We start from the raw sequence: 26566 nt of genomic DNA on the forward strand, positions 1-26566 counted from the left end.
TCAGAAGACTATGACGCTTCGCGCTCGCTCGCCTCTCCGCATGGCGTCGAACGCCTCGTTGACCTCGCTCAGCTGGATGCGTTCGCTGATGAGCTTGTCGACGGGGAGTCGCCCTGCAAGGTAGAGCGCGGCGAGCTTCGGGAAGTCGCGTCCCGGCACGGTCGAGCCGTAGTTGGTGCCGAGGAGGCGCTTGCCGGTCTCTGCGAGGGCGAGCGCGTCGAACGACACGGGGGCGTCCGCAGGCGGGAGTCCGACGATGACGGCGGTACCGCCAGGCGCGATGAGGCCAGGCAGCGACTCGATGGTCTGCACGCGGCCGATGGCCTCGAACGCGTACTCGGCACCACCGCCGGTGATCTCCGCCACCTGGGCCGCGAGGTCGGGGCCGGGAACGATCGTATGGGTGGCGCCGAGTTCGCGCGCGGCGGCGAGCTTGTCCTCGTTGAGGTCGACCGCGATGATCGGGTTCGCGCCCACGAGCTGCAGCCCCATGATGATGCTGAGTCCGACGCCGCCGGCGCCGACGACCACCGCCGACTCCCCCGCGTCGACTTCGGCGTCGTTGACAACCGTGCCGACGCCTGTCGCGATCGAGCAGCCGATGAGGCTGGCCACGTCGTACGGCACCTCCTTCGGCACCTTGATGGCGGCCGACTCCGGGACCACCGCGTATTCGCTCATGGTGCCTGCCGTGAGGTACGGGTATACCGGCTCACCGTCGAGGGCGAGCGGCGTCGTGCCATCCGGCAGCAGGCACTCCTCGCTGCGGCTGCCCGTGCACACGAACGCGCGGCCGCTGAGGCAGGCCGTGCAGCGGCGGCACGGGTAGAACCAGCTGAGGATGACGTGGTCTCCTGGTTCGACGTCGATGACGCCCTCGCCGATGGCGACGACCTCGCCGGCACCCTCGTGGCCCATGACGGTGGGCGAGGGCAGCTGCCAGTCGCCGTCGAGCACGTGCCGGTCAGAGCCGCAGACGCCGGATGCGCCGAGCTTCACGAGCACGGTCCCTGGTCCTGGCTCGGCGACCTCGATCTCGCGGATCTGGAGCTCGCTGCTTCCCTCGAAGTGAACTGCCGCCTGTGCGCGCATGGTCAGACCCCTTTCCGGGTGGTCGTGTGCTGAGTGGTTGAAGAGGTTGCGCCGTCGCCCGGCTTGTCCGCGAAGGCCCCGACGCCGCGGCGCCGGTAGAGGAGCTGGGCGAGCAGCAGGTAGACGCCGCCCGAGAGCACGGTGGCGGGCGCGGATGCGGTGAGCAGCAGGAAGAGCGGGTGTGTCTCGAGGGTCACCGGGTTGTAGATCCACAGGTAGAAGGCGGCGCCGACGACCACGGAGGCGATTCCGGCCCAGTTCACGCCTCCAGTGAAGTGGTAGGCGCTTTCGCTGCGGAGCTTGTAGAGGTCTGGCAGGCGAACCCACTGGCGTCGGAGCACGAAGTAGTCGGCGAGGATCGCGCCGCACATGGCGGCGAGGAAGGCGCCGGAGATCGTGACGAAGACCATGAACTGCTGGTACATGAAGTCGGGGAAGAACGTGAGGATCGCGGGGAGCACGAAGAACGCGCCGCAGAGGAGCGGCCAGGGCACGCGCCCGAGGAGGTTGCCGCTCGCCTGTCTGATCGCGAGCACCGTCGAGTAGACGATCGACGACATGCTCGTGATGTTGGCGAACGAGATGAACAGCAGCATGAACGCGCCGAGGATCGGACCGCCGAGGGGCAGCATCCACACCGTCGGGTCGGAGTCGCCGAGCGTGAGCGCCGCCGCCATGCCGACGATCTGCGCGACGAGCGTGCCCACGATGAGGCCGGTGAACGCGGGCCAGAGGGCGGCCTTCGGGGAGCGGGTCATGCGCGCCATCGATCCCATGACGGGGTACCAGGAGAAGCCGACGGCGACGTTGAACTCCACGGCGAGCATGAAGTTGAGCTGCGATTCGTCGAACGGTGCGAGCGGTTCCGCGGCGAACAGCGGCTCCCATGAGGTGTTCGCGACGAGGAAGAACAGCATGAAGACCGTCACGAGCACGAGGCCAGGCGCGACGAAGCGGTTGAGCTTGCCGATGGTGACGGGGCCGCGCGAGAGGATGAGCCACGCGATGACGATCGCGATGAGTCCGACCGCGGTCACGAGGAAGCTGCCAGAGCCGAAGTCGGTGCCGGCGGCGCCGTTGGCGACCTGCGTGACGGCCCGACCGACCATGATGGCGAGCAGCGACGACCATCCCATCTCCGTGACGAGGATCACGGTGAAGACCAGCACGCCGACCCCGATGAGCCCGAAGACGGGGCGGAGGATCGTGTACTGCTCGACCCCGAAGCGCGCGCTCGCGGCCGTTGCGGCCGGCACCATGATCCCGAGCCCGATGGCGTTGCCGATGATCATCGCGGCGATGCCGTCCTGGAATCCGACGAGCAGGGCCGTCGAACCGCCGACGAGGAACGCCCACGTCGCGATCGCGAGGCTCAGGTTGACCCAGCTGTAGTCCCAGCCCGACCAGATGCGCTCCTTCTTGAGGAGCGGCAGCGAGCCGAAGGTCGCGGCCTGGTCGAGTTCGGCGGATGCGCCCTCGATCTTCCGCGCGACGCCGCCGCGCTCGGGTGCGCCGCTCACAGGATCACCACGAGTGCGCCGACGGCGACGAGGGCGACGCACGTGAGGGCGAAGAGTCCGATGTCACGACCGCTCAGCGGGTCGTGTGCGACGTCACCGGCTTCGGTGGTCGCGATAGTGTCGAGTCGTCTCGCGAGATCGGCCGTGATCTCCGGGTCGCGCATATCCATGGGGTCCTGCCCTCGTCGTCGAAACCAGATCAACCGAATTACTTTCGGTTTCGGCTATCTTGGGCGGTGTCACCCACCGTGTCAAGAGATATTCTCGGGACATGATGCCGACACCCGGCCCGGGTGGGACTCGACAGGCACCGAGACGATGTGAGGCTGGCGATGGCGCTGATTTCCGTACTGCAGGCACAGGGCGCCGTCGGCGCGATCGACGACAACCTCAGCGCGCTGCGCTCATTCGCCGAGCGGGCCGCCGGTGACGGCACCGACATCCTCGTCACCCCGGAGCTCTTCGCGACCGGCTACGCCCCGGCGAAGGTCGCCGCCGAAGACGGCTCCGCCATTCGCGAGCGGATCGCGCAGATCGCCGCCGACCTGCGGATCGCGATCGTCGCATCCACCGTCGAGCACACGGTCGAGCGCTCGGCCGGGTTCGCCGCGAACGCGACCACCGAACGCCGCTTCATCTCGGCGTCGCTCTTCGGCAGCGACGGGAACGAGCTCACCCGCTACCGGAAGTCGAACCTCTTCGGCGGCGAGGAGCAGGAGGTCTTCGACCTCGGGGATGCGCCCGCCGAGGTCGTCGAGCTCGCCGGCCTGAGGGTGGCACTCGCAATCTGCTACGACATCGAGTTCCCCGAGATCGCCCGCCGCGCGGCCGTCGCGGGCGCCGAGGCGCTGCTCATCCCGACCGCCGTCCCCTCGACGGGCGATGTCGCAGGAGACCAGCCGGGCCACTCGTACAACGCCGAGGTCATCTCGACCCACATGGTGCCCGTCCGCGCCCTCGAGAACGGGCTCTACATCGGCTACGCGAACCACTCCGGCCCCGGATTCACGGGACTCAGCACCATCGCGAGCCCCTACGGCAACACGCTCGCCATGGCCGGCCGCGACGATGCTGAGCTGCTGAGCGCCGAGTTCCTGTCCTCCGAGGTCGCGAAGGCCCGCGAGGTCAACACGTACCTGAAGGACCTGCGCCCCTAGTCCCGCGCGCCACTCCCCGCACCTCGCCGGAGCGCAATCGCTGCCAGTCGAGTCGCCGTTCTGGAACACCCACAACGGCACTCTGACTGGCAGCGATGAGCAGTCGCTGCCCTCCGCCTCGGGGCCGCTCGGCACCGTGCACTCGGCACCGGGTCAGGTGCGGCGCGTTAGCATCTGGCATGCTTCAGCGAACCCTCGGTCGTACTGGCCGCCCCGTGTCCATCGTCGGTCTCGGCACCTGGCAGCTCGGTGCCGACTGGGGTGACGTCGACGACCGAGCCGCCCTGGAGGTGCTCGGCACCGCCGTCGAGCGCGGGGTCACGTTCTTCGACACCGCCGACGTCTACGGTGACGGTCGCAGCGAGTCGCTGATCGGTACGTTCCGGCGAGAGAACCCCGACGTGGACGTGTTCGTCGCCACGAAGATGGGGCGGCGAGGCCCGCAGGACCCGACCGAGTTCACGCTCGACAACTTCAGGGCCTGGACGGACCGCTCGCGCAGCAACCTCGGCGTCGACACGCTCGACCTGGTGCAGCTGCACTGCCCGCCGACGCCCGTGTTCTCCAACGACGCCGTGTACGACGCGCTCGACACCCTCGTCGACGAGGGCGCCATCGCCGCGTACGGCGTCAGCGTCGAGACGGCCGACGAGGCGCTCGCCGCGATCGCCCGGCCGGGAACGGCCTCGGTGCAGATCATCCTCAACGCGTTCCGCCTGAAGCCGCTCGATCGGGTGCTGCCGGCGGCGCGGGAAGCCGGCGTCGGCATCATCGCGCGCGTTCCGCTCGCCTCGGGGCTGCTGAGCGGCAAGTACACGAAGGACACGACCTTCGCGGCCGACGACCACCGCACCTACAACCGCGACGGCAGCGCGTTCGATGTCGGGGAGACCTTCTCCGGCGTCGACTTCGCCACCGGCGTGGAAGCCGCACGCGCGTTCGCGGCCGCCCTCCCCGAGGGTGTCACGCCGGCTGCGGCGGCCATCGCCTGGATCGCGGCTCAGGACGGCGTGACGAGCGTGATCCCCGGCGCGCGCAACCCTGCACAGGTGGAGTCGAACACCTCCGCCGCGTCGCTGGAGCTTCCGGCCGGCCTCGACGCCGAGGTGCACGAGATCTACGATCGCTACTTCCGCGCGACGGTCCACAACCGCTGGTGAATCTGCGTCCGCGGAGCGCAAGCCCCGCGGACGCCTCACCTCGCTGTCGCGAGGGTTAGGCGGACGCTTCCGCGAGCGCCGTGCACTTCGGGCAGAGGCCGAAGATGTCGACGACGTGCCTCGCCTGCGTGTAGCCGTGCTTCGCGGCGACGCTCGCCGCCCACTGCTCGACCGGATCGGCCGTGATCTCGACGGCGGCTCCGCAGTTGCGGCAGATGAGGTGGTGGTGGTGCTCGCCCATCTCGCAGGCACGATAGACGACCTCGCCCTCTGCGTTCTGCAGCGAGTCGGCCTCTTCGCTCTCGCTGAGCGCCCCGAGCGTGCGATAGACGGTCGCAAGCCCGATGCGCTCCCCCGCGGCTGACAGCCGCTGATGCAGCACCTGCGCGCTCACGAACTCCGGCGACTCGGCCAGGGCCCGACGCACGGCCTCGCGCTGGCGAGTGTTCCGCTTGACGGGGGCCGCAGGTGCTTCAGCGGCGCCGCCGTTCTCGCCGTTCGTCTCGTCGCTCATATCAGCCGACGATACCCGGGGCGGATGCGCGGTGCGAGACGCCCTGCGCGAACCGCTGCGTGATCGCCTTCGCGCACAACGCGACCACGAAGATCGCGACCGCGGCAAGCGCCATCGAGCCGCCGGCCGCGAACGACAGCGACCGCGAGACCTGGAGCCCGACGACCGCGGCCGTGACACCGAACGCGCAGGCGAGCGCGAGCATCCAGCCGATGCGCTTCGTGAGCAGGCGGGCGGCGGCGGCCGGAGCGGCGATCATTGCGATCGCGAGGATGGACCCGATGGCCGGCATCGCGACCACGACGGTGAGCGTGATGAGAGCAAGCGCGACGAGGTCCCACGTGCCCTCTCGGAAGCCTGCCGCGCGGAAGCCGCGGGTGTCGAAGCTGGAGAACAGCAGCTCCTTGCCGAAGAGCGCGTAGACGAGCGCGACCACCACGAGCGCGCCGCCGAGCAGCCACACGTTGGTGGGGTTCATGGCGAGGATCGACCCCGTCAGGTACGAGTCGACGCGCACCGACTGGCCGCGGTTCAGGGACGCGAACAGCATGCCGAGCGCGTAGCCGAAGCTCAGGACGATGCCGGCGGCGACCTGCTTGCCCTGCCTCGGCACGCGCGAGAGCGCCGCCATGAGGGCCACGAGCAGCAGGCTGAAGATGGACGCGCCCACCACGATGTTGATGCCGGCGACGGCCGCGAAGACGCCGCCAGGGAACGTCGCGTGGGTGAGGGCGACCGTGTAGAACGCGCGCTGGCGCAGCAGCACGAGCACGCCGATGAGGCCGCTGAGGAGGCCGACGAGCGCGCCGGTGATGAGGGCGAGGGAGAAGTAGTCCACGGCTACGAGACCACCTCGGCGCGTGCTGGCGTCGCGACGCGGGGTGCCGTTGCACGCCCACGACCGCGGCGCGATGACCCGAGCGCGGCCAGCCCCGTCGCGGCCACGACCACGAGGTACAGCGCGACGAGCACCAGCACGAGCACGGCGCTCGGGGAGGCCTGGATGCCCGCATCCAGCGACAGCCAGAGCCCTGCCCAGAGACCCGCGAGTCCGCAACCGACCGAGACGAGCAGCGAGACGGCGACGATCGCCCACACTCGGCGCACGAGCAGGCGCGCGACGGCGACGGGCACGATCAGCAGGGCGAGGACGAGGAGGTTGCCGACCGCGCGAGCGGCCGCGACGACCACCAGCGCTATGGCGATGTTGAGGACCAGTTCGTAGGCGAGCACCCGCATGCCAGACGCTTGCGCCTGCTTGCGGTCGAAGGAGATGAGCAGCTGCTCCTTCCAGGTGGCAAGCACGAGCAGGATCGCGGCGCCGCCGAGCACGCAGATCGCGACGATGTCGCCACTGGAGACGGTGAGCAGCTGCCCGAACAGCAGGTGCTCGAGGCCCGACGCGTAGTCGACGCTGCGCGAGACGATGACGATGCCGAGCGAGAACGCGCCCGCCAGCACCACCGCGATGGTCGCGTCCGAGCCGATACCCCTCGACGTGGCGATCGTGAGCGCAACCGTTGCGAGGAGCGCCGCGATGCCCGCTCCGACGTAGACGCCGTCCGTACCAGCGGCGATGAAGCCGATCACCACGCCGGGGAACACCGAGTGCACGAGCCCATCACTGAGGAACTCGAGGCCGCGCAGCGCGAGGGCCGTGCCCACGATCGCGCTCGCGACGGCGAGCACGATGATGGCGATGGCCGCGCTCTGCACGAACGGCAGCTGCAGCAGGATGGAGAGGTCGGTCACACCCGGGCCCGCTCGTGCTCGTCCGCGTCGTCGCCGCCCGGCGCGCACAGCGTGCCGTGGGCACCGCCGTGCGCTTCCGTGTCGGCGGACGTGCCGGAGAAGGCGGCCGCGAGCGCCGCATCCGTCAGCGCCTCAGAGATGGGGCCACCCGCGATCTGCCGCCCGTTCAGCAGCAGCACATGCGAGCACACCTCGTGGGCGAGCTCGAGGTCGTGCGTGGAGACGACGATGCCGACGCCCGTCTCCCGGAGGCGAAGCAGGGTCGCGATGAGCGCGTCCCGGTTCGTGCGGTCGAGGCCGTTGAAGGGCTCGTCGAGCAGGATGAGCTTGGGCTCCGTCGCAAGCGCGCGTGCGAGGAGGGCGCGCTGGCGCTGCCCTCCGGAGAGCTCGCCGAACGTGGTCTTCGCGAGGTCCGTCAGCCCAACCGTCTCGATCGCGCGCCGAACCACCTCGCGATCAGCGGCCCCTGGCCAGCGGAACAGACCGAGACGACGGTAGCGACCCATCGTGACCACCTGGCCGAGCGAGACGGGGAAGTCGGGGTCGATGTGCGTCGACTGCGGCAGGTAGCCCACCTCGGAAGCGCGAGCCCCGGGAGTCGTGCCGAGCACCTCGGCGGTGCCGGTTGTCGGCAGCAACCCGAGGAGCGACTGCAGCAGCGTGGACTTGCCAGCGCCGTTGGGGCCGAGCAGCGCGACCGCATCGCCCTGCCCCACCTCGAACGACACACCGGTCAACGCGGGCGCCTCCCTGCCATAGGCAATGGAGGCGTCGCGGTACGAGACGAGGGGGCTGCGCTGCGTCACTGCTGGGCAAGCACCTCAGGCACGTCGGTCGCTGTCGCGCCCCAGGATTCGATGATCATCTGAGTATTGTGCACCGTCGCACCGACATACGTGCCAGTCGGGGTGCCCGGCTCGCCGAGCGCATCCGTCGCGAGCGCCTTGTCGCCCGAGAAGACCTTCGCGCCGGTCTGCGCTGCGATGGTCTCCGCGTTCTGCGGTGAAAGCTGCGTCTCGGTGAAGATCGCCTTCACGTCGTGCTCCTTGATCTCGGCGATGAGGGCGTCGATCTCGGCCGCGCTCGGCTCGGCGCTGTCGTCGAAGCTCGGCATGATCGAGCCGACGAACGTGATGCCGTACTGCTCGAGGTAGTAGTGGAGCGCATCGTGGTTCGTGACGACGACCCGATCGGCCTCGGGCACCGCGTCGACGTTCGCAGCGATCCACGTGTCGAGCTCGGTGAGCTCGGCGTCGTACGCGTCGGCGTTCGCCTGCACCGCGGCGGCGTCGATGCCGGGCAGCTCCTCGAGGTGCGTCGCGATCTCGGTCGCCATGAGCTTCGCGTTGGCGGGCGAGGTCCACGTGTGCGGGTTGCCCTCGGCGTGCTCGTCGGCTTCGGCTGTCGTCTCCTCGGCGTGATCGTGCTCCTCGCCCTCGGCGTGGTCGTGGCCTTCCTCACCCTCGGTGTGGTCGTGGCCTTCCTCGGCGTGCGCTTCCTCACCGTGGTCGTGCTCGTGGCTGCCCGAGAGGGTGACGTCGGCGGACGCATCCACCACTTCGCCCGCGTATCCGCTCGAGGAGACGGCCGCGTCGAGCCATTCCTCGAGGCCGGCGCCGCTCGAGACGACGAGGTCCGCTGAGCCGAGCGCAACGAGGTCGGCGGGGGTGGGCTCGAAGCTGTGCGCGCTCATGCCGGGCTGCAGCAGCTGCGTGACCTCGACGTTGAGGCCGTCGGTGAGCTCACGCGTGAAGTCGGCGACCTGCGTGGTCGTCGCGACGACGGTGAATGGCTCGCCCTCCGCCGTGGGGGCAGCGGATGCGTCGCTGCCGGCCGCCGGGCCGGAGCACGCCGCGAGGGCGAGCGTCGAGAGTCCGGCGAGGGCGATGAGGGAGGGTGCGCGAAGGTTCACCAGTGGAGTCTAAAGCGTACTGAGAATCAATGTCAATTGAGTCAGGCACACGCACTTCTGCCGCGTGCTCCTGCGACAAAGTTGTGGGCATCTGCGCTTCAAGCTCGCGCCGACAACATCCCCCCACAACTCTCCCAAAGCCGCAGCCAGCCACCTGCCGCAGCGGCCGCCCCGACCAAAGCACCGCCGGCCAAAGTTGTGGCGAAGCGCTCTTCAACGACACCTGAACTGCATCAAGCCACAACCCTGGCCCGCGATTTCGCACTCACGCTCACGGCGAGGCCCGCGTTGCCGCCTCTGTGATCGCTTCGCGGAACGCGCGGATGGCGGGATGCTGGGCCCGCCCGTCGCGCACGGCCGTGAACAGCACACGGTGCGGGTCGCCTGGCAACGCGACCAGGCGCATTCCGGCGAGATGCTGGGTGGCGATGATCTCCGACATGAACGACACTGCATGGCCCGTCCGCACGAGGTGCGCATGCAGCAGCGGGTCGGTGGTCTCGAAGCGGACGATTGCCTCGAACCCCGCCGCCCTGCAGGTGGCTCGTTCCCAGCGCCCAGTCGTGCTGCCCTCCGGATCGACGGCCCAGGATGCGCCCGACAGGGCGGCGATGTCGCTCTCGAGGTCAGCGAAGGGCCCCGTCGTCGGCATGGCGAGACGCAGCGCATCCGTCGTGAAGTCTTCTCGGTGGACGCCGGCACGGTGCGGCTCGGGCACCCCCGGGTACTCCTCGCCGAGAATCAGGTCGAAGTCGTGCGCGAGCAGCCCCTCGTAGGCGCTTGTCACCTCGCGCTGCGTGATCTCGACCTGCAGACCGGGGTGACGCTCGGCGAGCAGCGTCAGCGCAATGGGGCCGATCGACAGCAGCACGCTCTGGAACGAGGCGACCCGCAGCGTGCCGCGCACCTCGGTCTGCGCCGCGGCGAGCTCGGCCTCCGCCCGCTCGAGGCGCGCGAGCACCACCTCGGTGTGCTCGACAAGCGCGATCGCGTCCGCCGTGAGCAGCACCCGTCGGCCCGAGCGCTCGAGCAGCCGCACGCCGACCTCGCGCTCGAGCACCGCGAGCTGCTGTGAGATCGCCGACGGCGTGTACGAGAGCGAGCGTGCGACTTCACTGAGGGTGCCGAGCCGGCGCAGCTCGCGGAGCATGCGCAGGCGGGAGAGGTTGAGCATGCTCTTCACCCCTTCTCTGTTAGCTGCGCTACATGTTATGCGTGAGAGACGTTCACTAGACTAAACACGCGTACCGGATCGACAGTTGGCTCATGACCACCCCAGCGACCCGACCAACCGCACCGTCCGCTGCCGCCACCGGTGTCGGCGTCCGCGTCAGCGTCGGCGTCGGCGTCGGCGTCGGAACACGCCCCGGCATCCGACCAAGCGGCACCACGCCAGCCGTCGCGATGATCCTCGCGTCCTGCATCTCCCTCCAGTTCGGGGCCGCGCTCGCGATGCAGCTCTTCCCTGAACTCGGCAGCTGGGGCGTCACCACCTTGCGACTGCTGCTCGCCGCCGGGGTGCTGCTGCTCGTGGCCCGCCCACGCATCCTGAGCTGGTCGCGACGCCAGTGGATGCACGTGCTGCTGTTCGGAGTCGCGATCGCGGGCATGAACGGGTTCTTCTTCGCGTCCCTCGCGCTCATCCCACTGGGTCCCGCCGTGGCCATCGAATTCATCGGGCCGCTGACGCTCGCGGCCGTGCTCTCTCGCAAACCGCGGCACTTGGCCTGGGTCGGCCTGGCCCTTGTGGGCATGGCGCTGCTCGGGGTGGAGAGCTTCGACTCCGGGGAGCCGCTCGACCCGCTCGGGGTGCTGTTCACGCTCATCGCTGGCGGGTTCTGGGCCGGGTACATCCTCATGGGCGCCCGGGTCGGTGCCTCGGTCCCCGGAACGGGAGGCCTGGCGGTCGCATTCGCGGTGGCGGGAGTGCTCACGATGCCGCTCGGGTTCGGGGGCGTCGCCGCAGCAGTGGCGGCTCCTTGGCTCCTCCTCTTGGCTTTCGGCACGGCGATGCTGTCGTCGGTTGTCCCGTATTCACTCGAGTTCGCAGCCCTGCGGCGCGTGCCGAAGCACGTGTTCGGCGTGCTGCTGAGCCTGGAGCCCGTGATGGCCGCGCTCTCCGGCTGGCTGCTCCTCGGTCAGGACGTTGGCCTGCTCGCGATCATCGCGATCTTCCTGGTCGTCGCCGCGAGCGCGGGGTCCACGCTGAGCTCCGTGCAGGAGCGGCGTCCGGCCTCAGCCGCCAGAGCGATGGCATGAGACCAGCGTCGGCTTGACGTATCAGTCGTCGTCGTTGCCCGAGTTCTTGCCTGCAGCCATGGTGAAGCGCATGCGCAGTTCGACCGTGCCCGTCGATGCCGCCGTGTACGTGACCGTCGTGGTGCAGACAGCACCGGCGACGCCGCCGTACCCGGGCGCATTCACGCTGGGACCGCCGACCGTGCAGCTCGCCGGCGGATTCATGAAGACGCTTGGGTTCGCGCCTGCCGCGGTCTGCGTGTGGCCACGGAACAGCATCTGGCGCGTGGTCCCCGTGCCGGTGACGAGCGTCGCCCCGGAGACCGTCGCGGCCGAGTCCGTGAACGCACGGAAGAACGGCGTCCCCACGTTCGGACTCGGAGTGGCCGTGGTTGTCCAAGCCGCGGGCGCGTTGTTCGGGTTCGACCCCAGCGTCGTCGTCCAGCCGGAGGCGGGGAGCGTCCTACGGGAAGTGACGTGGGTTTCTTGCGCGGAGCGGTTCCATTCAGAGGAGGAGCCCCTAGTGCACCCAAGCTGAGACGAAAGCCGCTAAGTTACCCAGATTCACTCGAACCCCTGCTGCTGCCTCCGCGTCAGTCGAGCAGCAGCGCGGGCTCCTCCACGATGGTCGCCACGTCGGCGAGGAAGCGGCTCGCGACGTCGCCGTCGACGAGGCGGTGGTCGAACGACGCACCGAGGGTCGTCACCATGCGCGGGCGAACCTCATCCTCGAACACCCACGGCTTCAGCTTGATCGTGCCGAGCGCGAGGATGCCGACCTCGCCCGGGTTGATGACGGGCGTGCCCGTGTCCATGCCGAAGACACCGATGTTGGTGATCGTGAACGTTCCGTCGCGCATCTCCGTCGGCGGCGTCTTGCCGTCACGCGCGCGGTACGTGAGCTGCTCGATCGCCTGCGCCAGCTGGTGCAAGGTCATGGCGTGCGCGTCCTTGATGTTCGGCACGATGAGCCCGCGCGGGGTCGCGGCGGCGAGGCCAAGGTTCACGTAGTGCTTGACCGTGTACTCCTCGTCGGTCCACGCCGCGTTCACCATGGGGTTGCGACGGATCGCCCACATCACGGCGCGCGCCACGATCAGCAGCGGCGAGACCTTCACGCCAGCGAAGTCGGGCGACGCCTTGAGTCGCTTCACGAACTCCATCGTGCGGGTCGCGTCCACATCGGTGAACAGCGTGACGTGCGGGGCCGTGAACATCGACGACACCATGGCGTTCGCCGTCGCCTTCCGCACGCCCTTGACGGGGTGCTTCTCCTCGCGCACCTCGCCCCAGATGGGGGTCTCGAGGTTCTTGAAGACGCTCGCCTGCTGCGCGTGGCGGATGACGTCGTCGCGCGTCGTCTCACCAGCGAGGCCGGTTGGCTCCACCTGCGACAGGTCGACACCGAGGTCCTTCGCGAGCTTGCGGATGGGAGGCTTCGCGATGATCGGCGATGCGGATGCGGCGGGCACCGACCCGGGTCGCGCCTGCGCCTGCGCCTGCGCTCCTGCCGCAGCCGGTGCCTGGGCCTGAGCGGGCGGGCGGTGCGAGGGCTGAGCCGGAGCCGGGATCTGCGCGGGGCGCGTCGGCTGAGCTGGCGCCGCCGACTTCTTGCGGCGGCGGGTCGTGGGCGCGTCGCCGAGGCCGTAGCCGACGAGGACCGAGTTGGCGCCGGACTCGGCGCCCTCCGTGGAGACGGTCGAGGCCGCATCCGCCTGGGCTGCGTCGAACTCGGGGTCGGCTGCCGGCGCCTCGGGAGCCGCGGCGGGCGCCTCGCTGCCGCTGCTGGCGCCGGCGGTCTCGATGGAGAGGATGTACTTGCCCACGTCCACCGTCTGCCCTTCGCTTGCGAAGAGCTCGACGACGCGACCCTCGAAGGGGCTCGGCAGCTCGACGATCGACTTGGCGGTCTCGATCTCACACAGCGTCTGGTTCAGTTCGACGGTGTCGCCGGCCTTGACATGCCAGGAGACGATCTCGGCCTCGGTGAGACCCTCGCCGACGTCGGGGAGTTCGAAGTTCTCGGTGCTCATATGCGTGCTGGTCTCTATCTGTGCGTCAGGGTGCGTGCGGGCGTCGGGTGCCGAGGTCAGTACTCGAGCGAGCGGTCGACGGCTTCGAGGATGCGGTCCGCGTCCGGCAGGTAGCTCGCCTCGAGCTTGGCTGGCGGGAAGGGCACGTTGAAGCCCGACACGCGAAGCACGGGGGCCTCGAGCGAGAAGAACACCCGCTCCTGCACGGTCGCGGCGATCTCGGAGCCGATGCTCGCGTTCGAGGGCGCTTCCTGTGCGACGACGAGGTGACCGGTCTTGCGAACGGACTCGACGATGGGCGCGTAGTCGATGGGGCTCAGCGAGCGGAGGTCGATGACCTCGATGCTGATGCCCTCGTTCTCGGCCACGGCGGCGGCCTGCAGCGCGACGGCGGTCATGGCGCCGTGCGCGACGACCGTCGCGTCGGTGCCGGTGCGGGCCACGCGGCTCGCGTGCATCCCCGCGGCAGGAGCGCCGAGGCTGACCTCTCCCTTCTGCCAGTACTTGCTCTTCGGCTCGAAGAACATGACGGGGTCGTTGCTCTTGATCGCCTGCTGAATCATCCAGTAGGCGTCGTTGGGCGTCGACGGGGAGATGAGGCGCAGGCCGGCAGTGTGGGCGAAGTACGCCTCGGGGCTCTCCTGGTGGTGCTCGACGGCGCCGATGTGCCCGCCGTATGGCACGCGGATGACAACCGGCATCTGCAGGCGGCCCTCGTTGCGGTTCGTGAGCTTCGCGAGCTGCGTCGTGATCTGGTCGAACCCGGGGAAGATGAACCCGTCGAACTGGATCTCGCACACGGGCCGGTAGCCGCGCATGGCGAGACCGATGGCGGTGCCGATGATGCCGGACTCCGCGAGCGGGGTGTCGAGCACGCGGTTCGCCCCGAAGTCGCGCTTCAGGTGCTCGGTGACGCGGAAGACGCCGCCGAGCGTGCCGATGTCCTCACCCAGCTGGACGACCTTGTCGTCGTCCTCCATGGCGCGGCGCAGGCCGGCGTTGATGGCCTTCGCGAGCGGCATCGTGACCGTCTCCGGCGCATCCGCCTCAGGCCCGCTCTGGGTGGTGCTCGTGGCGACGTCGGTCATCGGCTTGCCTCCTGGTTCGCGGCCTCGTCGAAGGACGCCTCGTATCGGCGCAGCCACTGCTTCTCTTCCTCGAGCTGCGGGTGCGCGTCGCTGTACACGTTGTCGAACATCGAGTCGTTGTCCGGCTCTTCGATCTCGAAGACGCCGCGACGCACGTCGGCCGCGTAGTCCTTCGCCGCCTCATCGACACCGGCGAAGAAGTCCTCGCCGACGCCCTGGCCGCGCAGGTAGGCGCCGAGCCGGGCGATGGGGTCGCGGCGACGCCACGACTCCTCTTCGTCCTTCGTGCGGTACTTGGTGGGGTCGTCGGTCGTGGTGTGCGCGCCGATGCGGTACGTCTCAGCTTCGATGAAGCCGGGGCCGCCGCCCGCGCGCGCCCGTTCGAGGTGCGCACGCGTCACGGCGAAGCTCGCCATGACATCGTTGCCGTCGATGTGCGTCGATGGCATGCCGAAGCCGCCCGCGCGCTTGTAGAGCGGGTTGTTCGCCTGCACGGAGACGGGCACGGAGATCGCCCACTGGTTGTTCTGCAGGAAGAAGACGAGCGGCACCTGGTAGCTCGTCGCGAAGACGTAGGCCTCGTTGGTGTCGCCCTGGCTCGTCGCGCCGTCGCCGAAGTAGACGACGGTCGCCTCGTCCTTGTCGAGGTCGCCGGTGCCCGTGGCGCCGTCGAACTTCTGGCCGAGCGCGTAGCCGGTGGCGTGGAGGGTCTGCGAGCCGATGACGAGCGTGTAGGGACGCACGCCGTGGCCTTCCGGCGACCATCCGCTGTGGGTCACGCCGCGCAGCAGGCGCAGCACGTCGACGAGGTCCACGCCGCGCACGAACGCGACGCCGTGCTCGCGGTAGGAGGGGAACACCGCGTCCTGCGGACGCATGGCGTAGGCGGAGCCGATCTGCGCGGCCTCCTGGCCTTCGGCCGGGACGTAGAGCGACAGCTGGCCCTGGCGCTGCAGCATGGTCGACTCGCGGTCGAATGCTCGCACGTAGCTCATGTCGCGGTACGCGCGGAGGTAGTCCGAGGTGCCCAGCAGCTCGAGCTGCTCCAGGAAGGGCTCGGCGGCCTTCGTCGGCTTCACCTCTCCCTCTGGGGTGAGGATCTGCACGGTCTCGTCGCCTGGAGTCACGTCGTGTGGCGCCTTCCTGCTGTTCCGATCCCGAATGCGGTTGCCCGAGATTTCGCCAGTCTAGTTCTCCGCCCCACCTCGATTCAGGAGAAATCCTCCAACACTTCGGGCAGACCCTGCACGAGATGGACGAGGGGATGGTGTCAGCCGACCCAGGCCGTTCCCCGCGGCATCGGGGAGAATACGCGTATGCGAGCCCTCTTGAGCATCATCATCAACGCCGTCGCCCTCTGGGTTGTGACCCTCATCCTGCAGTCGCACGTGCAGGTGGTCCCGTTCGAGGACTCGACGTGGGGCGTCATCGGAACGCTCACGCTGTTCGGTCTCATCTGGGGTGTCGTGAATGCCGTGGTCGGCGGCTTCGTGCGGGTCGTCGCGTTCCCCCTGTACATCCTCACGCTCGGGCTCATCTCGTTCATCGTGAACGGGTTCCTCTTCTGGCTGGTCGGTGTCATCAGCGAGAGCATCGGCTTCGGCATCGAGGTCTCCGGCTTCTGGTGGGCGGTGCTCGCAGCGCTCATCATGTCGGTCATCACGTCGATCCTCGGAGCCTGGGTCCGTGGTGCCGATTCGAAGCTCAAGAGCGACAGGCGCCGCCGCGAGGACTAGCTAGTACACGATCGTGAACACCCACACCGCGAGGGTCATCGTGGTGGCGCTGATGAGCACGATGCTGACGAGGTTGAGCCACAGTCCGCCCTTCACCATCTGACTGATCGTGACGTACCCGGTTCCGAAGACCACTGCGTTGGGTGGGGTCGCGACGGGCAGCATGAAGGCGCAGGTCGCCGCGAGGGCGACGGGGATGGTGAGCAGGAGCGGATCGACGCCGATGCCGCCGGCGATGCCACCCACGAGCGGGAGGAACGTGGCGGCTGTCGCCGTGTTCGAGGTGATCTCCGTGAGGAAGAGGATCGCGGCCGCAAGGATCACGACCATGAGCACGACCGGGAGGCCGCCGATCGCCTGGGAGGCATCACCGATCCATTCGGTGAGGCCGGAGGATGAGAACTGTGCCGAGAGTGCCAGGCCACCGCCGAAGAGGAGCAGCACGCCCCACGGAAGCTTGACCGCTGATTCCCAGTCGAGCAGGCGCACACCGCGCTCTGCACCTGCGGGGATGAGGAACAGGAGGAGGCCGGCCGCGAGCGCGATGCCGGCATCGGTGATGGGAGGGCTCTCGAAGAGGAGCGGAATCGCGATCCAGCTGACCGCGGCCAGGACGAAGATAGCCAGGACGAGTTTCTCCCCGGTCGCCACCGGCCCCAGCTTGCTGATCTCGTGGCCGATGACTTCGCGGCCGCCTGGGATTCGCTCGACTTCGGGCTTGAACAGCACCTTGACCAGGAGCCACCAGGCGATGCTGAGGAGCACGATGGAGAGCGGCAGGCCGACGAGCATCCACTGGCCGAAGCCGATCTGAACGTCGTGCTCCTGCGCCATGTAGGCGACGAGCAGCGCGTTCGGCGGGGTGCCGATGATGGTGCCGAGCGAACCTATGGACGCCGCGTAGGCGATGCTGAGCATGAGCCCGACGCCGAACTTCGTCTTGAGCGCGCCCTTCGCGCCTGCGCCCTTCCCGATGACGCCCTTGCGTTCCATGGTGTCGCTCACGAGCTCGAGAACCGAGAGACCGATGGGCAGCATCATGACCGCGGTGGCGGTGTTCGACACCCACATGGAGAGGAAGCCGGTGGCGATCATGGACCCGGCGATGATGGCGCCGGTGCGCTCCCCCATGAGTTTCAGCACCATGAGTGCGATCCGTCGGTGGAGGTTCCAACGCTGCATCGAGAGCGCGATGAGGAACCCGCCCATGAACAGGAAGATGATGTCGTTGCCGTAGCTCGCGCCGACGGAGGAGACATCGATGGGGGCTTCCTCGGTGCCCTCGCCCAGCAGAGGGAAGGCGACGAGCGGGACCAGTGCGGTGGCGGGGATGGGGAGGGCTTCAGTCATCCACCAGACGGCCATGAGCCCGGCAACGGCCGCCGTGAGTCTCGCATCGTGGCTGGCCTCGGCCGGTACGGCCCAATAGAGGAGGCCGGCGAGGGCGATGCCGCCGACGAATCCCAGCCAGCGATTGCGGGTCGTCTTGCCGGAGAAGGCTTCGGCTCGTTCACCCGGGGAGCGCATCTGGGTCTCTGTGCTGGCGGTGGGCAGGGGTGAGAAGTGCTCGGCGTGCTCGCCGGCTCGGCGTTGTGGCATTGCATACTCCCTTGTATGTGTCAGCGCGCGTTGTCGTGTTCTCAACGGTAGGAAACCGGGCTTGGGACGGCCTCAGGAGTCTCGGTGACGTGACTGGTATCGACCACGGTCACGAGCGACGACCCTGAGCCCCGAGTTCGATCGGACCGTTCTCGATCTCCTCGGTGACCGCCGCGAACTGCTGCTCGATGCGTTCGACGAGGTCCTCAGGTCGCTCATCCATGCCTGGAAGCGGGTCGAGCCGATCGATCGTGTAGAGGTTCGTCTCGGCGATCTGAAGCCCGTCGTACGCCTCGAGCAGGTCAGCCCGGACTGAAGCAAGGGCCCGGTCGTCGCTCGCGTCGGCGAGGCCGGCGGTGTCGAGGTACCTGGCCTGGGAGTGCGCGGCGAGCGGGTCCAAGTCGAGTGGGGTCACGGCGTCGGCATCGCCGACCACGATGGTCGAGTCCGAGCCGTCGGGCGCAAGTCCCTGCAGTCCGACGATCGGGTCTTCCCTGTGCTGGATCTCGATGATGGGAGCCTCCCGCGCGCTGCCCCGCTCCTGCTTCTGCAGCTCCAGGCGGAGCCTCTCCGCGTCGATCGGGCCGCCGATGGAGACGAGGCCCTTGGTGTCGAACTTGCCCGTGCCGGCGATGGCCGCCGCGACGAGCGCGCCCTGGGAGTAGCCGGCGAACACGACGGCGTCGCCCGGGTCGATGCCGGCGACGTCCATGACGGCGAGCACGGCGGAGACCGACTGCGCGTCGATACCCGCGTAGGCGGCGAGGTTGCCGGCGAGGTCGAAGGGGTTCTCGGTCGTCCCGTAGGCCTGGTTCGATGTCCCCGTGATCGCGACCTCGTGGAGATGCTCGCCGCTCGCGTCGACGTAGCTCGTGATGCGCACCTGGGGCCCGCCGTCGACGGAGGGCGGGATGGCTGCGACGAGGTCGCGAAGGCCTACGGGAGGCGCGCCCCGCCCCTCGAGCGGGACCGCGGCGCTCGTCACCCGGAAACGATCGCTCGGGACGAGGCCGAGGGCACCCGCGCCCGCGAGGGCCCACGAGACGAGGCTGCTGCCATCCGCGCCCGGCACCGGCGGCAGACCGAGGAGGCCGAGCGCGAAGTCGTCGGCGTTCTCGACGGTCACGCGAATGAGGTCCTGGATGCGCGGATCGCTCAGCGTGGGCGCATCACCGGACAGTGCTACGACGGCAGCGATGCCGGCCGCTGGTCCCAGGAGCGCGACCGTGAGCGGCACCGAGCGGCCGAGCGCGTTGGCGATGCTGGCACCGACCGCATCGACCACGGCCCGAGAGAGGACCTCGGCACGTTCGTAGAGCTCAGCGGCGGTGAGGATGCGGGCGCTCAGCGAAGAGAGCTGCAGCTCGAGCGGTGCACCTCCGTAGAACGCCACTTCGGCTTGTGCGGACGAGGCCGCGAACGACAAGCCGGATGAGCTCAACCAGGCGTTCGGGGGCATCCACTCCTGCGCGGCGAGGATGGAGCGCAGCGCGGTGAAGTCCGCCGCGAAGAGGCCGGCGCGCGCGGCGACGGCCCGGACATCGCTCGCGCCGACGACAACAAGCTCGCCGCTCACCGTGCGATCAACGCCGCGGATTCGAGGGCGAGGGCATCGTGCACCGATCGGTAGTCCTCTTCCGCGAGTGCGGCCGCGGTGGCGACGAGCGAGATCGCGTCGGCGAGCAGTTCCGCCTCCAGCGCGAGGCACCGTTGCGCGGGCGAGGTCCACGTGTCCGCGTTCGCGAGCAGTCTGAGCCCAGAACAGATGTCGCGGGCTCCGGAGTCGAACGCCTGCAGTGCTCGAGCATTGTCGAGCGCCACGAGCTGCAGTTCTCGGAGGATCTGCGCTCGGACGGCGTCGACGGCCGGCAGGGTGGGGCCGATCACCGGCACCGCAATGGGAACGGTTGGCATGGTCTCTGGCATCGGCTGCCGTCCTCTCGTTCTTCGAAGGCTTCGATCCTCGAACGCGAACGCGCGCCGAAACGGATGCACCAGCCGCGGTGTGCACAGCGTCGCGTCCACAGGCGAATGGTCTGCGAAGTGGGGCCGGGTTCAGCGGCGTTGGAGAAGAGCGGATGAACGGGCACGCGGATGGGCTCGGAATGCGTGACAATGGGCGTCATGGCGAAAAACAGCAAGGACGCGGTCTTTCGCATCATCTTCGTCTGCACGGGCAACATCTGCCGTTCCCCGATGGCCGAGGTCATCTTCCGCGACATGGTCGAGAAGCTCGGGCTCGGCAGCGCCGTCAGCATCGCGTCCGCCGGGACCGGAGAGTGGCACGTCGGCGAGAAAGCAGACCCGCGCACGCAGTCGGCGCTCGAGCGGGCCGGGTTCACGGCCGAGAACCACCGCGCGAAGCAGTTCGAGGTCGACTGGTTCGACACGTTCGACCTCATCGTGACCTTCGATCGCGGCCAGCGGCGCATCCTCAAGGCGTGGGCCTCCGACGACGAGCAGCGCTCGCTCGTGCAACCACTGCTCACGTTCCATCCCGCGCCTCCCGGCGGGATCACGGAAGTCCCGGACCCGTACTATGGCAACGACCAGCTCTTCGACCACGTGCGCGACATGATCACGAGCGCATGCGAGGAGCTTCTTCGCCAGATCGAGCCCGTCGTCCGGTCGGCCCTCACGTCGCGCGCCGGATCGTCCTCATCCCAAGGAGCACAATGAGCCCCCTCCCTCCCCAGATGCTGAGCCCCCTCGACTCGCGTTACCGCAAGAGCGTCGAAGGCCTCGGCGAGCACCTCTCCGAGGCAGCCCTCAACCGTGCCCGCGTGCACGTCGAGGTCGAGTGGCTGCTGTTCCTCACCGACCGCGAGATGTTCGGGTCGCACAAGATCGACGCTGACAAGGCCGCCGCGCTGCGCGCCGTCGTCACCGACTTCGGCCAGAAGGACATCGACGAGCTCGCCGAGGTCGAGGCTCGCACACGCCACGACGTGAAAGCCGTCGAGTACTACGTGCGCGCCCGCCTCGAGGAGCTCGGGCTGAGCGAGCTCGCCGAGCTCACGCACTTCGCCTGCACGAGCGAGGACATCAACAACCTCTCGTACGCGGTCACGATCCGCGACGCGGTGAACGACGTCTGGCTTCCGGCCGCCTCAGGTCTCGCCGACCGCATCGCCGAGCTCGCAGTCGAGCTCCGGGATGTGCCCCTGCTGTCGTTGACGCACGGCCAGCCCGCGACGCCCACGACACTCGGCAAGGAGCTGGCCGTGTTCGCGCACCGCCTGCGCCGCCAGCTGAAGCGCGTCGACGCCACCGAGTACCTCGGCAAGTTCGCCGGCGCGACCGGCAACTTCGCGGCGCACCAGGCGGCGAGCGCCGACACGAACTGGGAGCAGCTCGCCGACGAGTTCGTCACGGGCCTCGGCCTCAGCTGGAACCCGCTGACGACGCAGATCGAGTCGCACGACTGGCAGGCCGAGCTGTACGCCGACGTGTCGCGGTTCAACCGCATCCTCCACAACTTCTGCACCGACGTGTGGACCTACATCTCGCGCGGCGTCTTCCGCCAGATCCCGCAGGCGGGCGCGACGGGGTCGTCGACGATGCCGCACAAGATCAACCCGATCCGCTTCGAGAACGCGGAGGCGAACCTCGAGATCTCGAGCGCCCTCCTCGACTCGCTCGGCTCGACCCTCGTCACGTCTCGCCTGCAGCGCGACCTCACCGACTCGAGCGCGCAGCGCAACATCGGCGTCGCGTTCGGCCACTCGCTGCTCGCCCTCGACAACGTGACGCGCGGCCTGCGCGAGATCGCCGTCGACGAGGAGCTGCTCGCGAACGAGCTCGACAGCAACTGGGAGGTGCTCGGCGAGGCGATCCAGACCGTCATCCGCGCCGAGATCGTCGCGGGGCGCTCATCCATCGCCGACCCCTACGCCGTGCTGAAGGACCTGACGCGTGGCCGCCGCATCGGCAAGGCCGAGCTCGTCGAGTTCGTGACGGGTCTCGACATCGGGCAGGACGCGAAGGACTCGCTTCTCGCGCTCACGCCCGGCAGCTACACGGGCGCCTCGTCGCGCCTCGTCGACCACCTGAGCTAGACGCTCAGCCCGGTCCGGCGACTACTTGCTGGTGGGGGCCTCGCCCGACGTCGTCTCGTCGAGCGGGGCCTCTTCTGCGTCTGCAGTCGGGGCGGATGCGGGGGCATCCGTTGTCGGCGTCGGCTTCTGCTCCGCGACGGGCTCGGCGGATCCTGCGGGCTCGGAAGCCTCGGAGTCTGCGACGACCGGCTCGCTGTTCACGGATTCCTCGGAGTCCACCCGCTTCGCCGCACGGCTCTCCTCGCCTTCGTCGCTGCGCGAGACGCCCTGCTCCGCGTTCTCGAAGCGGTCGAGGTAGCGCTCGGCGTCGGGGTTCGGCGAGTAGGAGAGCACGAGCATCGCGATCACGAGGATCGCGGCGATGAAGGCGACGCCGGCGAAGATGAGGGCGAGCACGAAGTCCTGCGTGGTGAGCAGCAGGATGAGGAGCACGAATCCGGCCATGACGGCGGAGATGCCGAGCAGTTCGAATGGCTTCAAGACCGCGCGGCGCTTGGGTTGTGTCACTGGGGAATCAGGCTTTCTTGGTGAGTTCTGGCTCGGCGGCCGGCGCATCCGCGAGGATGCCGCGAAGGGTGATGCCTTCGATGACCAGCAGCACGCCGAGCACTGCGAGGTACGCGCCGACGTAGCCGACGGTCTGCACGGATGCGGTGAGGCTGCCCTCGACCTGCTCGAGTCCGCCGTAGTCGACGCGCAGGTCTGGTGGGATGATCGCGACGAGGAGTCCGAGCAGCACCGTGATGGCGCCGGTGATGAGGACCTCTCGGGAGAAGAACTTGGTGGCGCGGCCGACTCGGGCGCTGATGAGCTCGAGCACACCCGTGACGAGCGCCCAGGTCGCGACGGTCGCGATGAACGCGGCCGGGGTTGCGTGCTCGATCTCGGCCGTGCCCATGAAGAGGGCGAAGCCGCCCGCGAGGGCTGAGACGACGGCGCGCACGAAGGTGAGGGCGCGGGCCGGGTGGTCCTTGAAGCCGACGGCTTCGAAGCCGATGAGCACGCCGGATGCGAGCGCGAACGCCCCGAAGGTGATGAACCCGAACGAGGCCGAGTGGTCCTGCGAGAAGGTGATGACGGCGGCGATGATCAGCGCGGGGACGGCGCGGGCGATCATCGACATCCACAGGCGTTCCGGTACCGCGGTGGGCCCCACTTGCATCGTCATCGTTCGCTCCTCACGATCTGCGGCCAGTCTACCCAGTGGGTCGTGTGTGGCTCCCCGGCGGGTCGGGCCGTCACCGTGTTGCAACCTGGGCGCCGGCAATCCCGTCACGCGTGCGCGCTGCGACCTCCGTCAGCGGACGTCGACGAGCCCAGCGCGGATGCCCCAGAGCACGACCTGCAGGCGGTCCCTCGACGCGGTCTTCTGGAGGAGCCCCGCGAGGTGGTACTTCACCGTGGTGGGTTCGACGTACAGCTCGCCGGCGATCTCCGCGTTGGATAGGCCGCGCGCGAGGAGCCCGAGCACGTCGAGCTCCCGCTCGGTCAGCACGACCTGCGTCGGCGGGGCGATGTGAGCGGCGGGTCGCCGCCTGTCGGCGAATTCGTGGAGGATACGGCGCGTGAGCCGCTGGTCGAGCGTCCCGTACCCAGCGGCCACCGAGCGGACCGCGGCGAGCAGCGTCGCCTCATCCGCGCCCTTCAGCAGGAACCCGGCGGCCCCGGCCTCGAGCGCCGCGAAGACGTCGGCGTCGACGTCGAAGGTCGTGAGGATGAGCACCGCGGCGTGGAGGGATGGATCCGCGGCGATCGTCCGCGTCGCCTCGATGCCGTCGGTGCCCGGCATGCGGATGTCCATGCAGACCACGTCGGGGTTCAGCTCGCGAGCGAGGCGGGCCGCTTCGGCACCGTCGGCGGCTTCGCCGACGACCTCGAAGTCGGCCTCAGCGCCGAGGATGACGGACAGCCCGGCGCGCACGACCGCCTGGTCGTCGGCGATGAGGATCCGGATCATGATGCCTCCCAGTCTCGGTCCACGCCTCGGACTGCGCCTCGGATCGTGAGTTCGTTCCGCCAACCGCCGTCGCTCGTTGGCCCAGTTTTCAGAGTCGCACCCACGAGCTCGGCCCGTTCGGCCATGCCGGAGAGGCCGTACCCTGGCGGTGCGGGCGCGGGCTGTGCGATCGCATCCGGCGCGGACCGGGTCGGCGCGTTCGCGACGACGATCGCCACCTCGCCGTCATCGAAGCGGATGCTGACGTCGCTGCGCGCACCGCGGGCGTGACGTGCCGCGTTCGCCAGGGACTCCTGCACCATGCGGTACGCGGCGGCCTCTGTCAGCGGGCCGAGCGACCGGGGCGCGCCGGTAGTGCGAAAGTCGACGACCTGGCCCCGCTCGCGCGCGGCATCGACGAGCGTCGCGATACCGGCAAGATCGGGGGTGGGGCTCGGGCGATCTGGCCCGCCGTTCGACTCGTCGTCGTCGCTTCGCAGCAACCCGACGGTGCGCCGGAGGTCGACGAGCGTCGTTCGTGCATCGTCTTGAATGCCCTGCATCATGGACCGCGCGCGCTCGGGATCGGAGCGCGTCAGGGTCGTCGCCGCCTGCGCGCTCACGATGATGCCAGACAGGTGGTGGCCGGCGATGTCGTGCAGTTCGCGTGCGAGCGCGGTGCGCTCCGCCCGGAGCTCGCCGCGCGCCCGCTCCACCTGTCGCTGCTCGGCCATGCGCGCCTGCTCGCGGAGCGCATCCGTCAGCCGCTCCCTCCCGAGCACGTAGTCGGCGATGCCCGCGGGGAGGACATAGAGGAGCAGGATGCGCAGGAGCAGCGTTGCGGTGAGGACCAGCGGCGCCTCGCGTGACCCGAGGAGCATCGCGACGCCACCGACGGTGGTCGTCGCCGCAGCCCCCACGACGAGCGCGATGAGCGCGGATCGTCGGGGCAGGTGTCGCACGACACGGTACGAGGCGATGCCCACGGCGAGCGCGCCGATGCCGAGCTCCCCGGCCGTCGTGCCGAGGATGGCGAGGTCGATGCCGACGACCGCAAGGAACACGGGCAGCGGTCGGAGGCGGCGAGGCCCGAGCAGCACCCCCTGCACTGCGATGAGACCCGCCAGCAGCAGCGGTGAACCGGTTCCGGGAACCGACGCGAAGAGTGCGCGATCCCAGGTGCCGATCGCGAGGAATCCGACGGCTCCCGCCAGCACGAGGAGACTGGGCGTGGCGGACCAGAGGGCGCCGACCACGGCCGAGTTCCGCGGCGATGAGCGCATGACCCGATTCAACCACGTCGGGTGGTGGCCGTTGATGAGGCCACCACCCGACGCGAACGCGTCGTCTGCTACTGCCCGCACAGCGTCTCGTCGAGGGCGTCGATGACCATGCGGTACTGCGCGAGGAGCCGCTCGTTGTCGTCGGCCGGCACGACCGCCCAGGGCAGCGCGGTGACGGCGATCGTCACGGCGGTGCCGTCGGGGCCGATGGCGTTGCGGGTCTGCGTTCCGGGGATGTCTCCCCCGTGTCCCCACGCGACTCCGCCGCAGGACAGCGGGTAGCTCTGCACGCCGAGGCCGTACGCGGCCCCGGGGGTCAGCTCGTCTCCCGCGGGCACGGTGGACTGCATCTCGGCGATCGACTCCGCGCTCAGGAGACTGCCGTCGAGGAGTGCCCGCATGAAGGTGTTGAGCTCCGACGGCGTCGAGACCAGAGCTCCGGCGGCCCAGCCGAACGCGGGGTCCAGGTCGGTGATGTCCCGGAAGTCGCCAGGCGTCTCCGCGTGGTAGCCGCGGGGATGCTCGCCGCGCAGTTGCCGCTCGCCGGGTGCGGGCAGGTAGGTGTGCTCGAGACCGAGTGGTGAGGTGATGCGCTCCTCGATCTGCGTGGCGAGGGCCCGGTCGGTGACGGCCTCGATCATGAGCCCGAGCACGAGGTAGTTGGTGTTGCTGTAGCCCCACTTCTCCCCCGGGGCGAAGGCCGCGGGGCGCTCGAACGCGACGTCGAGCATGTCCCTGGGTGAGATATAGGTGTGCTGCGCGCCGAACGCGTCCGCGGCGATCTTGTCCGCGTATTCGGGCAGGCCGGCGGTGTGCTGGAGGAGCTGGCGCACGGAGATCTTCGTGCCGTCGACCCCGTCGCCGGTGACGAGGCCGGGCAGGTACGTGTTGATCGGCTCGTCGAGGGCGACCTGCCCCTCTTCGGCGAGCTGGAGGACGATCGTCGAGACGAACATCTTCGTGTTGCTGCCGATGCGCACCTCCCCGTCAACGGGTGGAGCCTCCCCCGTGGCGAGGTCTCCCTGTCCGAGGGCGAGGTTCGCGGTCCTACCCTCGGGGTCGGTGACGGATGCGAGCACGCCGGGGTAGCCAGCGTCCACGAGCGCCTGCATGGTCGCCTCGTGCGGGTCCGGGCCGACATCCGCGTTGGCGTTCGCACTGTTCGACCACGCACCGACGCTGATCGCGCCGGCCGCCAGGACGCCGGCGGTGGCGATCACCGCGGTCAGCTTCCTCGGGCGGCCACTCAGAACGGGGGCTGTCGGATCGGTTGGCTGTGCGTCTGCGGTTCGTTGCGTTTCCATGCATCCAGCGTGACGAACCCCGCCACTCGGCACCCCATCCCTGCGAACAGTCGCGCCTGCCTGCGTGGCCAGTCCGGTCGCGGCTCGCGGCTCGCGAACGTCAGCGGTGCAGGCCAGGACCGCCATCGACGTCGTGACCGAAGAAGTATTTGACCCCGGCCCGCCACGGAAGGTCGAGGAGCCG

At 69.1% G+C, this 26566-nt stretch carries 27 protein-coding genes; 6 read left to right on the top strand and 21 right to left on the bottom strand.

All coding sequences use genetic code 11. The features are described 5' to 3' along the window. Genes C5C17_RS15685 through C5C17_RS18705 form a run of 3 tightly spaced genes read right to left on the bottom strand, consistent with a single transcriptional unit; the run spans nt 1 to nt 2782 of the window. Nucleotides 1–1092, bottom strand: coding sequence for an alcohol dehydrogenase catalytic domain-containing protein (locus tag C5C17_RS15685; RefSeq protein ID WP_104254326.1), 1092 nt, complete (start codon nt 1090–1092; stop codon nt 1–3). Nucleotides 1093–1094: 2 nt separating this feature from the next. Next, nucleotides 1095–2612 carry a cytosine permease gene (locus tag C5C17_RS15690; protein ID WP_104254327.1) on the bottom strand — a complete coding sequence of 506 codons (1518 nt, stop codon included), beginning with the start codon at nt 2610–2612 and terminating at the stop codon, nt 1095–1097. Continuing rightward, nucleotides 2609–2782 carry a hypothetical protein gene (locus C5C17_RS18705; RefSeq protein WP_156475794.1) on the bottom strand — a complete coding sequence of 58 codons (174 nt, stop codon included), beginning with the start codon at nt 2780–2782 and terminating at the stop codon, nt 2609–2611. Before C5C17_RS18705 ends, C5C17_RS15690 begins: the two co-directional genes overlap by 4 nt. Nucleotides 2783–2944: 162 nt before the next feature. Between C5C17_RS18705 and C5C17_RS15695 the strand changes: the two genes are divergently transcribed. Both C5C17_RS15695 and C5C17_RS15700 read left to right on the top strand, forming a co-directional pair. Beyond that, on the top strand, nt 2945–3769 hold the full coding sequence (locus C5C17_RS15695) for a nitrilase-related carbon-nitrogen hydrolase (protein ID WP_104254328.1): 825 nt from the start codon (nt 2945–2947) through the stop codon (nt 3767–3769). 179 nt (nt 3770–3948) lie between these two features. Further along, nucleotides 3949–4929: an aldo/keto reductase gene (locus tag C5C17_RS15700; protein WP_104254329.1), complete on the top strand. Its 981-nt coding sequence runs from the start codon at nt 3949–3951 to the stop codon at nt 4927–4929. Nucleotides 4930–4984: 55 nt separating this feature from the next. Here the strand turns inward: C5C17_RS15700 and C5C17_RS15705 are convergent, their stop codons facing one another. The 6 genes from C5C17_RS15705 to C5C17_RS15730 all read right to left on the bottom strand — a co-directional run bounded on the left by C5C17_RS15705 (nt 4985) and on the right by C5C17_RS15730 (nt 10281). After that, complete coding sequence (locus C5C17_RS15705; RefSeq protein ID WP_104254330.1) at nt 4985–5443, bottom strand: Fur family transcriptional regulator; 459 nt, start codon at nt 5441–5443, stop codon at nt 4985–4987. A 1-nt stretch (nt 5444) separates the two neighbouring features. Beyond that, nucleotides 5445–6281, bottom strand: a complete 837-nt coding sequence (locus tag C5C17_RS15710; RefSeq protein WP_181028640.1) for a metal ABC transporter permease — start codon at nt 6279–6281, stop codon at nt 5445–5447. Nucleotides 6282–6283: 2 nt separating this feature from the next. Beyond that, nucleotides 6284–7195, bottom strand: coding sequence for a metal ABC transporter permease (locus tag C5C17_RS15715; protein ID WP_181028641.1), 912 nt, complete (start codon nt 7193–7195; stop codon nt 6284–6286). Beyond that, nucleotides 7192–8001 (bottom strand): metal ABC transporter ATP-binding protein, encoded by an 810-nt coding sequence (locus tag C5C17_RS15720; RefSeq protein ID WP_104254333.1) that lies wholly within the window; start codon nt 7999–8001, stop codon nt 7192–7194. The genes C5C17_RS15715 and C5C17_RS15720 overlap by 4 nt, the downstream gene beginning before the upstream one ends. After that, a complete protein-coding gene (locus C5C17_RS15725) occupies nt 7998–9107 on the bottom strand; it encodes a metal ABC transporter substrate-binding protein (protein WP_258066247.1) in 1110 nt (369 codons plus the stop codon). The genes C5C17_RS15720 and C5C17_RS15725 overlap by 4 nt, the downstream gene beginning before the upstream one ends. Nucleotides 9108–9378: 271 nt before the next feature. Further along, nucleotides 9379–10281, bottom strand: coding sequence for a LysR family transcriptional regulator (locus C5C17_RS15730; protein ID WP_104254610.1), 903 nt, complete (start codon nt 10279–10281; stop codon nt 9379–9381). A 92-nt stretch (nt 10282–10373) separates the two neighbouring features. On the opposite strand from C5C17_RS15730, the gene C5C17_RS15735 reads away from it, so the two are divergent. Continuing rightward, complete coding sequence (locus C5C17_RS15735; RefSeq protein WP_104254335.1) at nt 10374–11366, top strand: DMT family transporter; 993 nt, start codon at nt 10374–10376, stop codon at nt 11364–11366. A gap of 21 nt (nt 11367–11387) precedes the next feature. On the opposite strand, the gene C5C17_RS15740 is transcribed toward C5C17_RS15735, so the two are convergent. The 4 genes from C5C17_RS15740 to C5C17_RS15755 all read right to left on the bottom strand — a co-directional run bounded on the left by C5C17_RS15740 (nt 11388) and on the right by C5C17_RS15755 (nt 15593). Further along, the gene (locus C5C17_RS15740; protein ID WP_104254336.1) at nt 11388–11714 is read right to left on the bottom strand and encodes a hypothetical protein; all 327 of its coding nucleotides are present in this window, start codon (nt 11712–11714) and stop codon (nt 11388–11390) included. A gap of 224 nt (nt 11715–11938) precedes the next feature. Continuing rightward, a complete protein-coding gene (locus tag C5C17_RS15745) occupies nt 11939–13378 on the bottom strand; it encodes a dihydrolipoamide acetyltransferase family protein (RefSeq protein WP_104254337.1) in 1440 nt (479 codons plus the stop codon). Between the two features lie 56 nt (nt 13379–13434). Next, complete coding sequence (locus C5C17_RS15750) at nt 13435–14400, bottom strand: alpha-ketoacid dehydrogenase subunit beta (RefSeq protein WP_104254611.1); 966 nt, start codon at nt 14398–14400, stop codon at nt 13435–13437. Between the two features lie 62 nt (nt 14401–14462). Further along, a complete protein-coding gene (locus C5C17_RS15755; protein ID WP_104254338.1) occupies nt 14463–15593 on the bottom strand; it encodes a thiamine pyrophosphate-dependent dehydrogenase E1 component subunit alpha in 1131 nt (376 codons plus the stop codon). Nucleotides 15594–15782: 189 nt separating this feature from the next. Here C5C17_RS15755 and C5C17_RS15760 point away from each other — a divergent pair, with 189 nt between their 5' ends. Continuing rightward, a complete protein-coding gene (locus C5C17_RS15760) occupies nt 15783–16202 on the top strand; it encodes a phage holin family protein (protein ID WP_104254339.1) in 420 nt (139 codons plus the stop codon). Here the strand turns inward: C5C17_RS15760 and C5C17_RS15765 are convergent, their stop codons facing one another. From C5C17_RS15765 to C5C17_RS15775, 3 genes are all read right to left on the bottom strand, one after another. Then, nucleotides 16203–17801 (bottom strand): DASS family sodium-coupled anion symporter, encoded by a 1599-nt coding sequence (locus C5C17_RS15765; protein ID WP_104254340.1) that lies wholly within the window; start codon nt 17799–17801, stop codon nt 16203–16205. It abuts the gene before it with no gap. A gap of 109 nt (nt 17802–17910) precedes the next feature. After that, complete coding sequence (locus tag C5C17_RS15770; RefSeq protein WP_104254341.1) at nt 17911–19377, bottom strand: hypothetical protein; 1467 nt, start codon at nt 19375–19377, stop codon at nt 17911–17913. Beyond that, on the bottom strand, nt 19374–19727 hold the full coding sequence (locus C5C17_RS15775) for a hypothetical protein (protein WP_104254342.1): 354 nt from the start codon (nt 19725–19727) through the stop codon (nt 19374–19376). The genes C5C17_RS15770 and C5C17_RS15775 overlap by 4 nt, the downstream gene beginning before the upstream one ends. 198 nt (nt 19728–19925) lie before the next feature. On the opposite strand from C5C17_RS15775, the gene C5C17_RS15780 reads away from it, so the two are divergent. Both C5C17_RS15780 and purB read left to right on the top strand, forming a co-directional pair. Further along, nucleotides 19926–20480 (top strand): low molecular weight protein-tyrosine-phosphatase, encoded by a 555-nt coding sequence (locus C5C17_RS15780; protein ID WP_308471317.1) that lies wholly within the window; start codon nt 19926–19928, stop codon nt 20478–20480. Next, nucleotides 20477–21859, top strand: a complete 1383-nt coding sequence (purB, locus tag C5C17_RS15785; protein WP_104254344.1) for an adenylosuccinate lyase — start codon at nt 20477–20479, stop codon at nt 21857–21859. The genes C5C17_RS15780 and purB overlap by 4 nt, the downstream gene beginning before the upstream one ends. Before the next feature lie 21 nt (nt 21860–21880). Here the strand turns inward: purB and C5C17_RS15790 are convergent, their stop codons facing one another. The 5 genes from C5C17_RS15790 to C5C17_RS15810 all read right to left on the bottom strand — a co-directional run bounded on the left by C5C17_RS15790 (nt 21881) and on the right by C5C17_RS15810 (nt 26382). Next, entirely contained in the window at nt 21881–22366 is a 486-nt protein-coding gene (locus C5C17_RS15790) for a hypothetical protein (protein WP_146079209.1), read from the bottom strand. A 7-nt stretch (nt 22367–22373) separates the two neighbouring features. Further along, nucleotides 22374–23027 (bottom strand): hypothetical protein, encoded by a 654-nt coding sequence (locus tag C5C17_RS15795; RefSeq protein WP_146079210.1) that lies wholly within the window; start codon nt 23025–23027, stop codon nt 22374–22376. Nucleotides 23028–23156: 129 nt separating this feature from the next. Beyond that, entirely contained in the window at nt 23157–23816 is a 660-nt protein-coding gene (locus C5C17_RS15800) for a response regulator transcription factor (protein WP_104254347.1), read from the bottom strand. Next, the gene (locus C5C17_RS15805) at nt 23813–25159 is read right to left on the bottom strand and encodes a sensor histidine kinase (RefSeq protein ID WP_104254348.1); all 1347 of its coding nucleotides are present in this window, start codon (nt 25157–25159) and stop codon (nt 23813–23815) included. Before C5C17_RS15805 ends, C5C17_RS15800 begins: the two co-directional genes overlap by 4 nt. Beyond that, on the bottom strand, nt 25147–26382 hold the full coding sequence (locus tag C5C17_RS15810) for a serine hydrolase (RefSeq protein ID WP_104254349.1): 1236 nt from the start codon (nt 26380–26382) through the stop codon (nt 25147–25149). Before C5C17_RS15810 ends, C5C17_RS15805 begins: the two co-directional genes overlap by 13 nt. Between the last annotated feature and the right edge of the window lie 184 nt (nt 26383–26566).

This window comes from Pseudoclavibacter sp. RFBA6 (assembly GCF_002931575.1).
Classification (GTDB): domain Bacteria; phylum Actinomycetota; class Actinomycetes; order Actinomycetales; family Microbacteriaceae; genus Pseudoclavibacter; species Pseudoclavibacter terrae.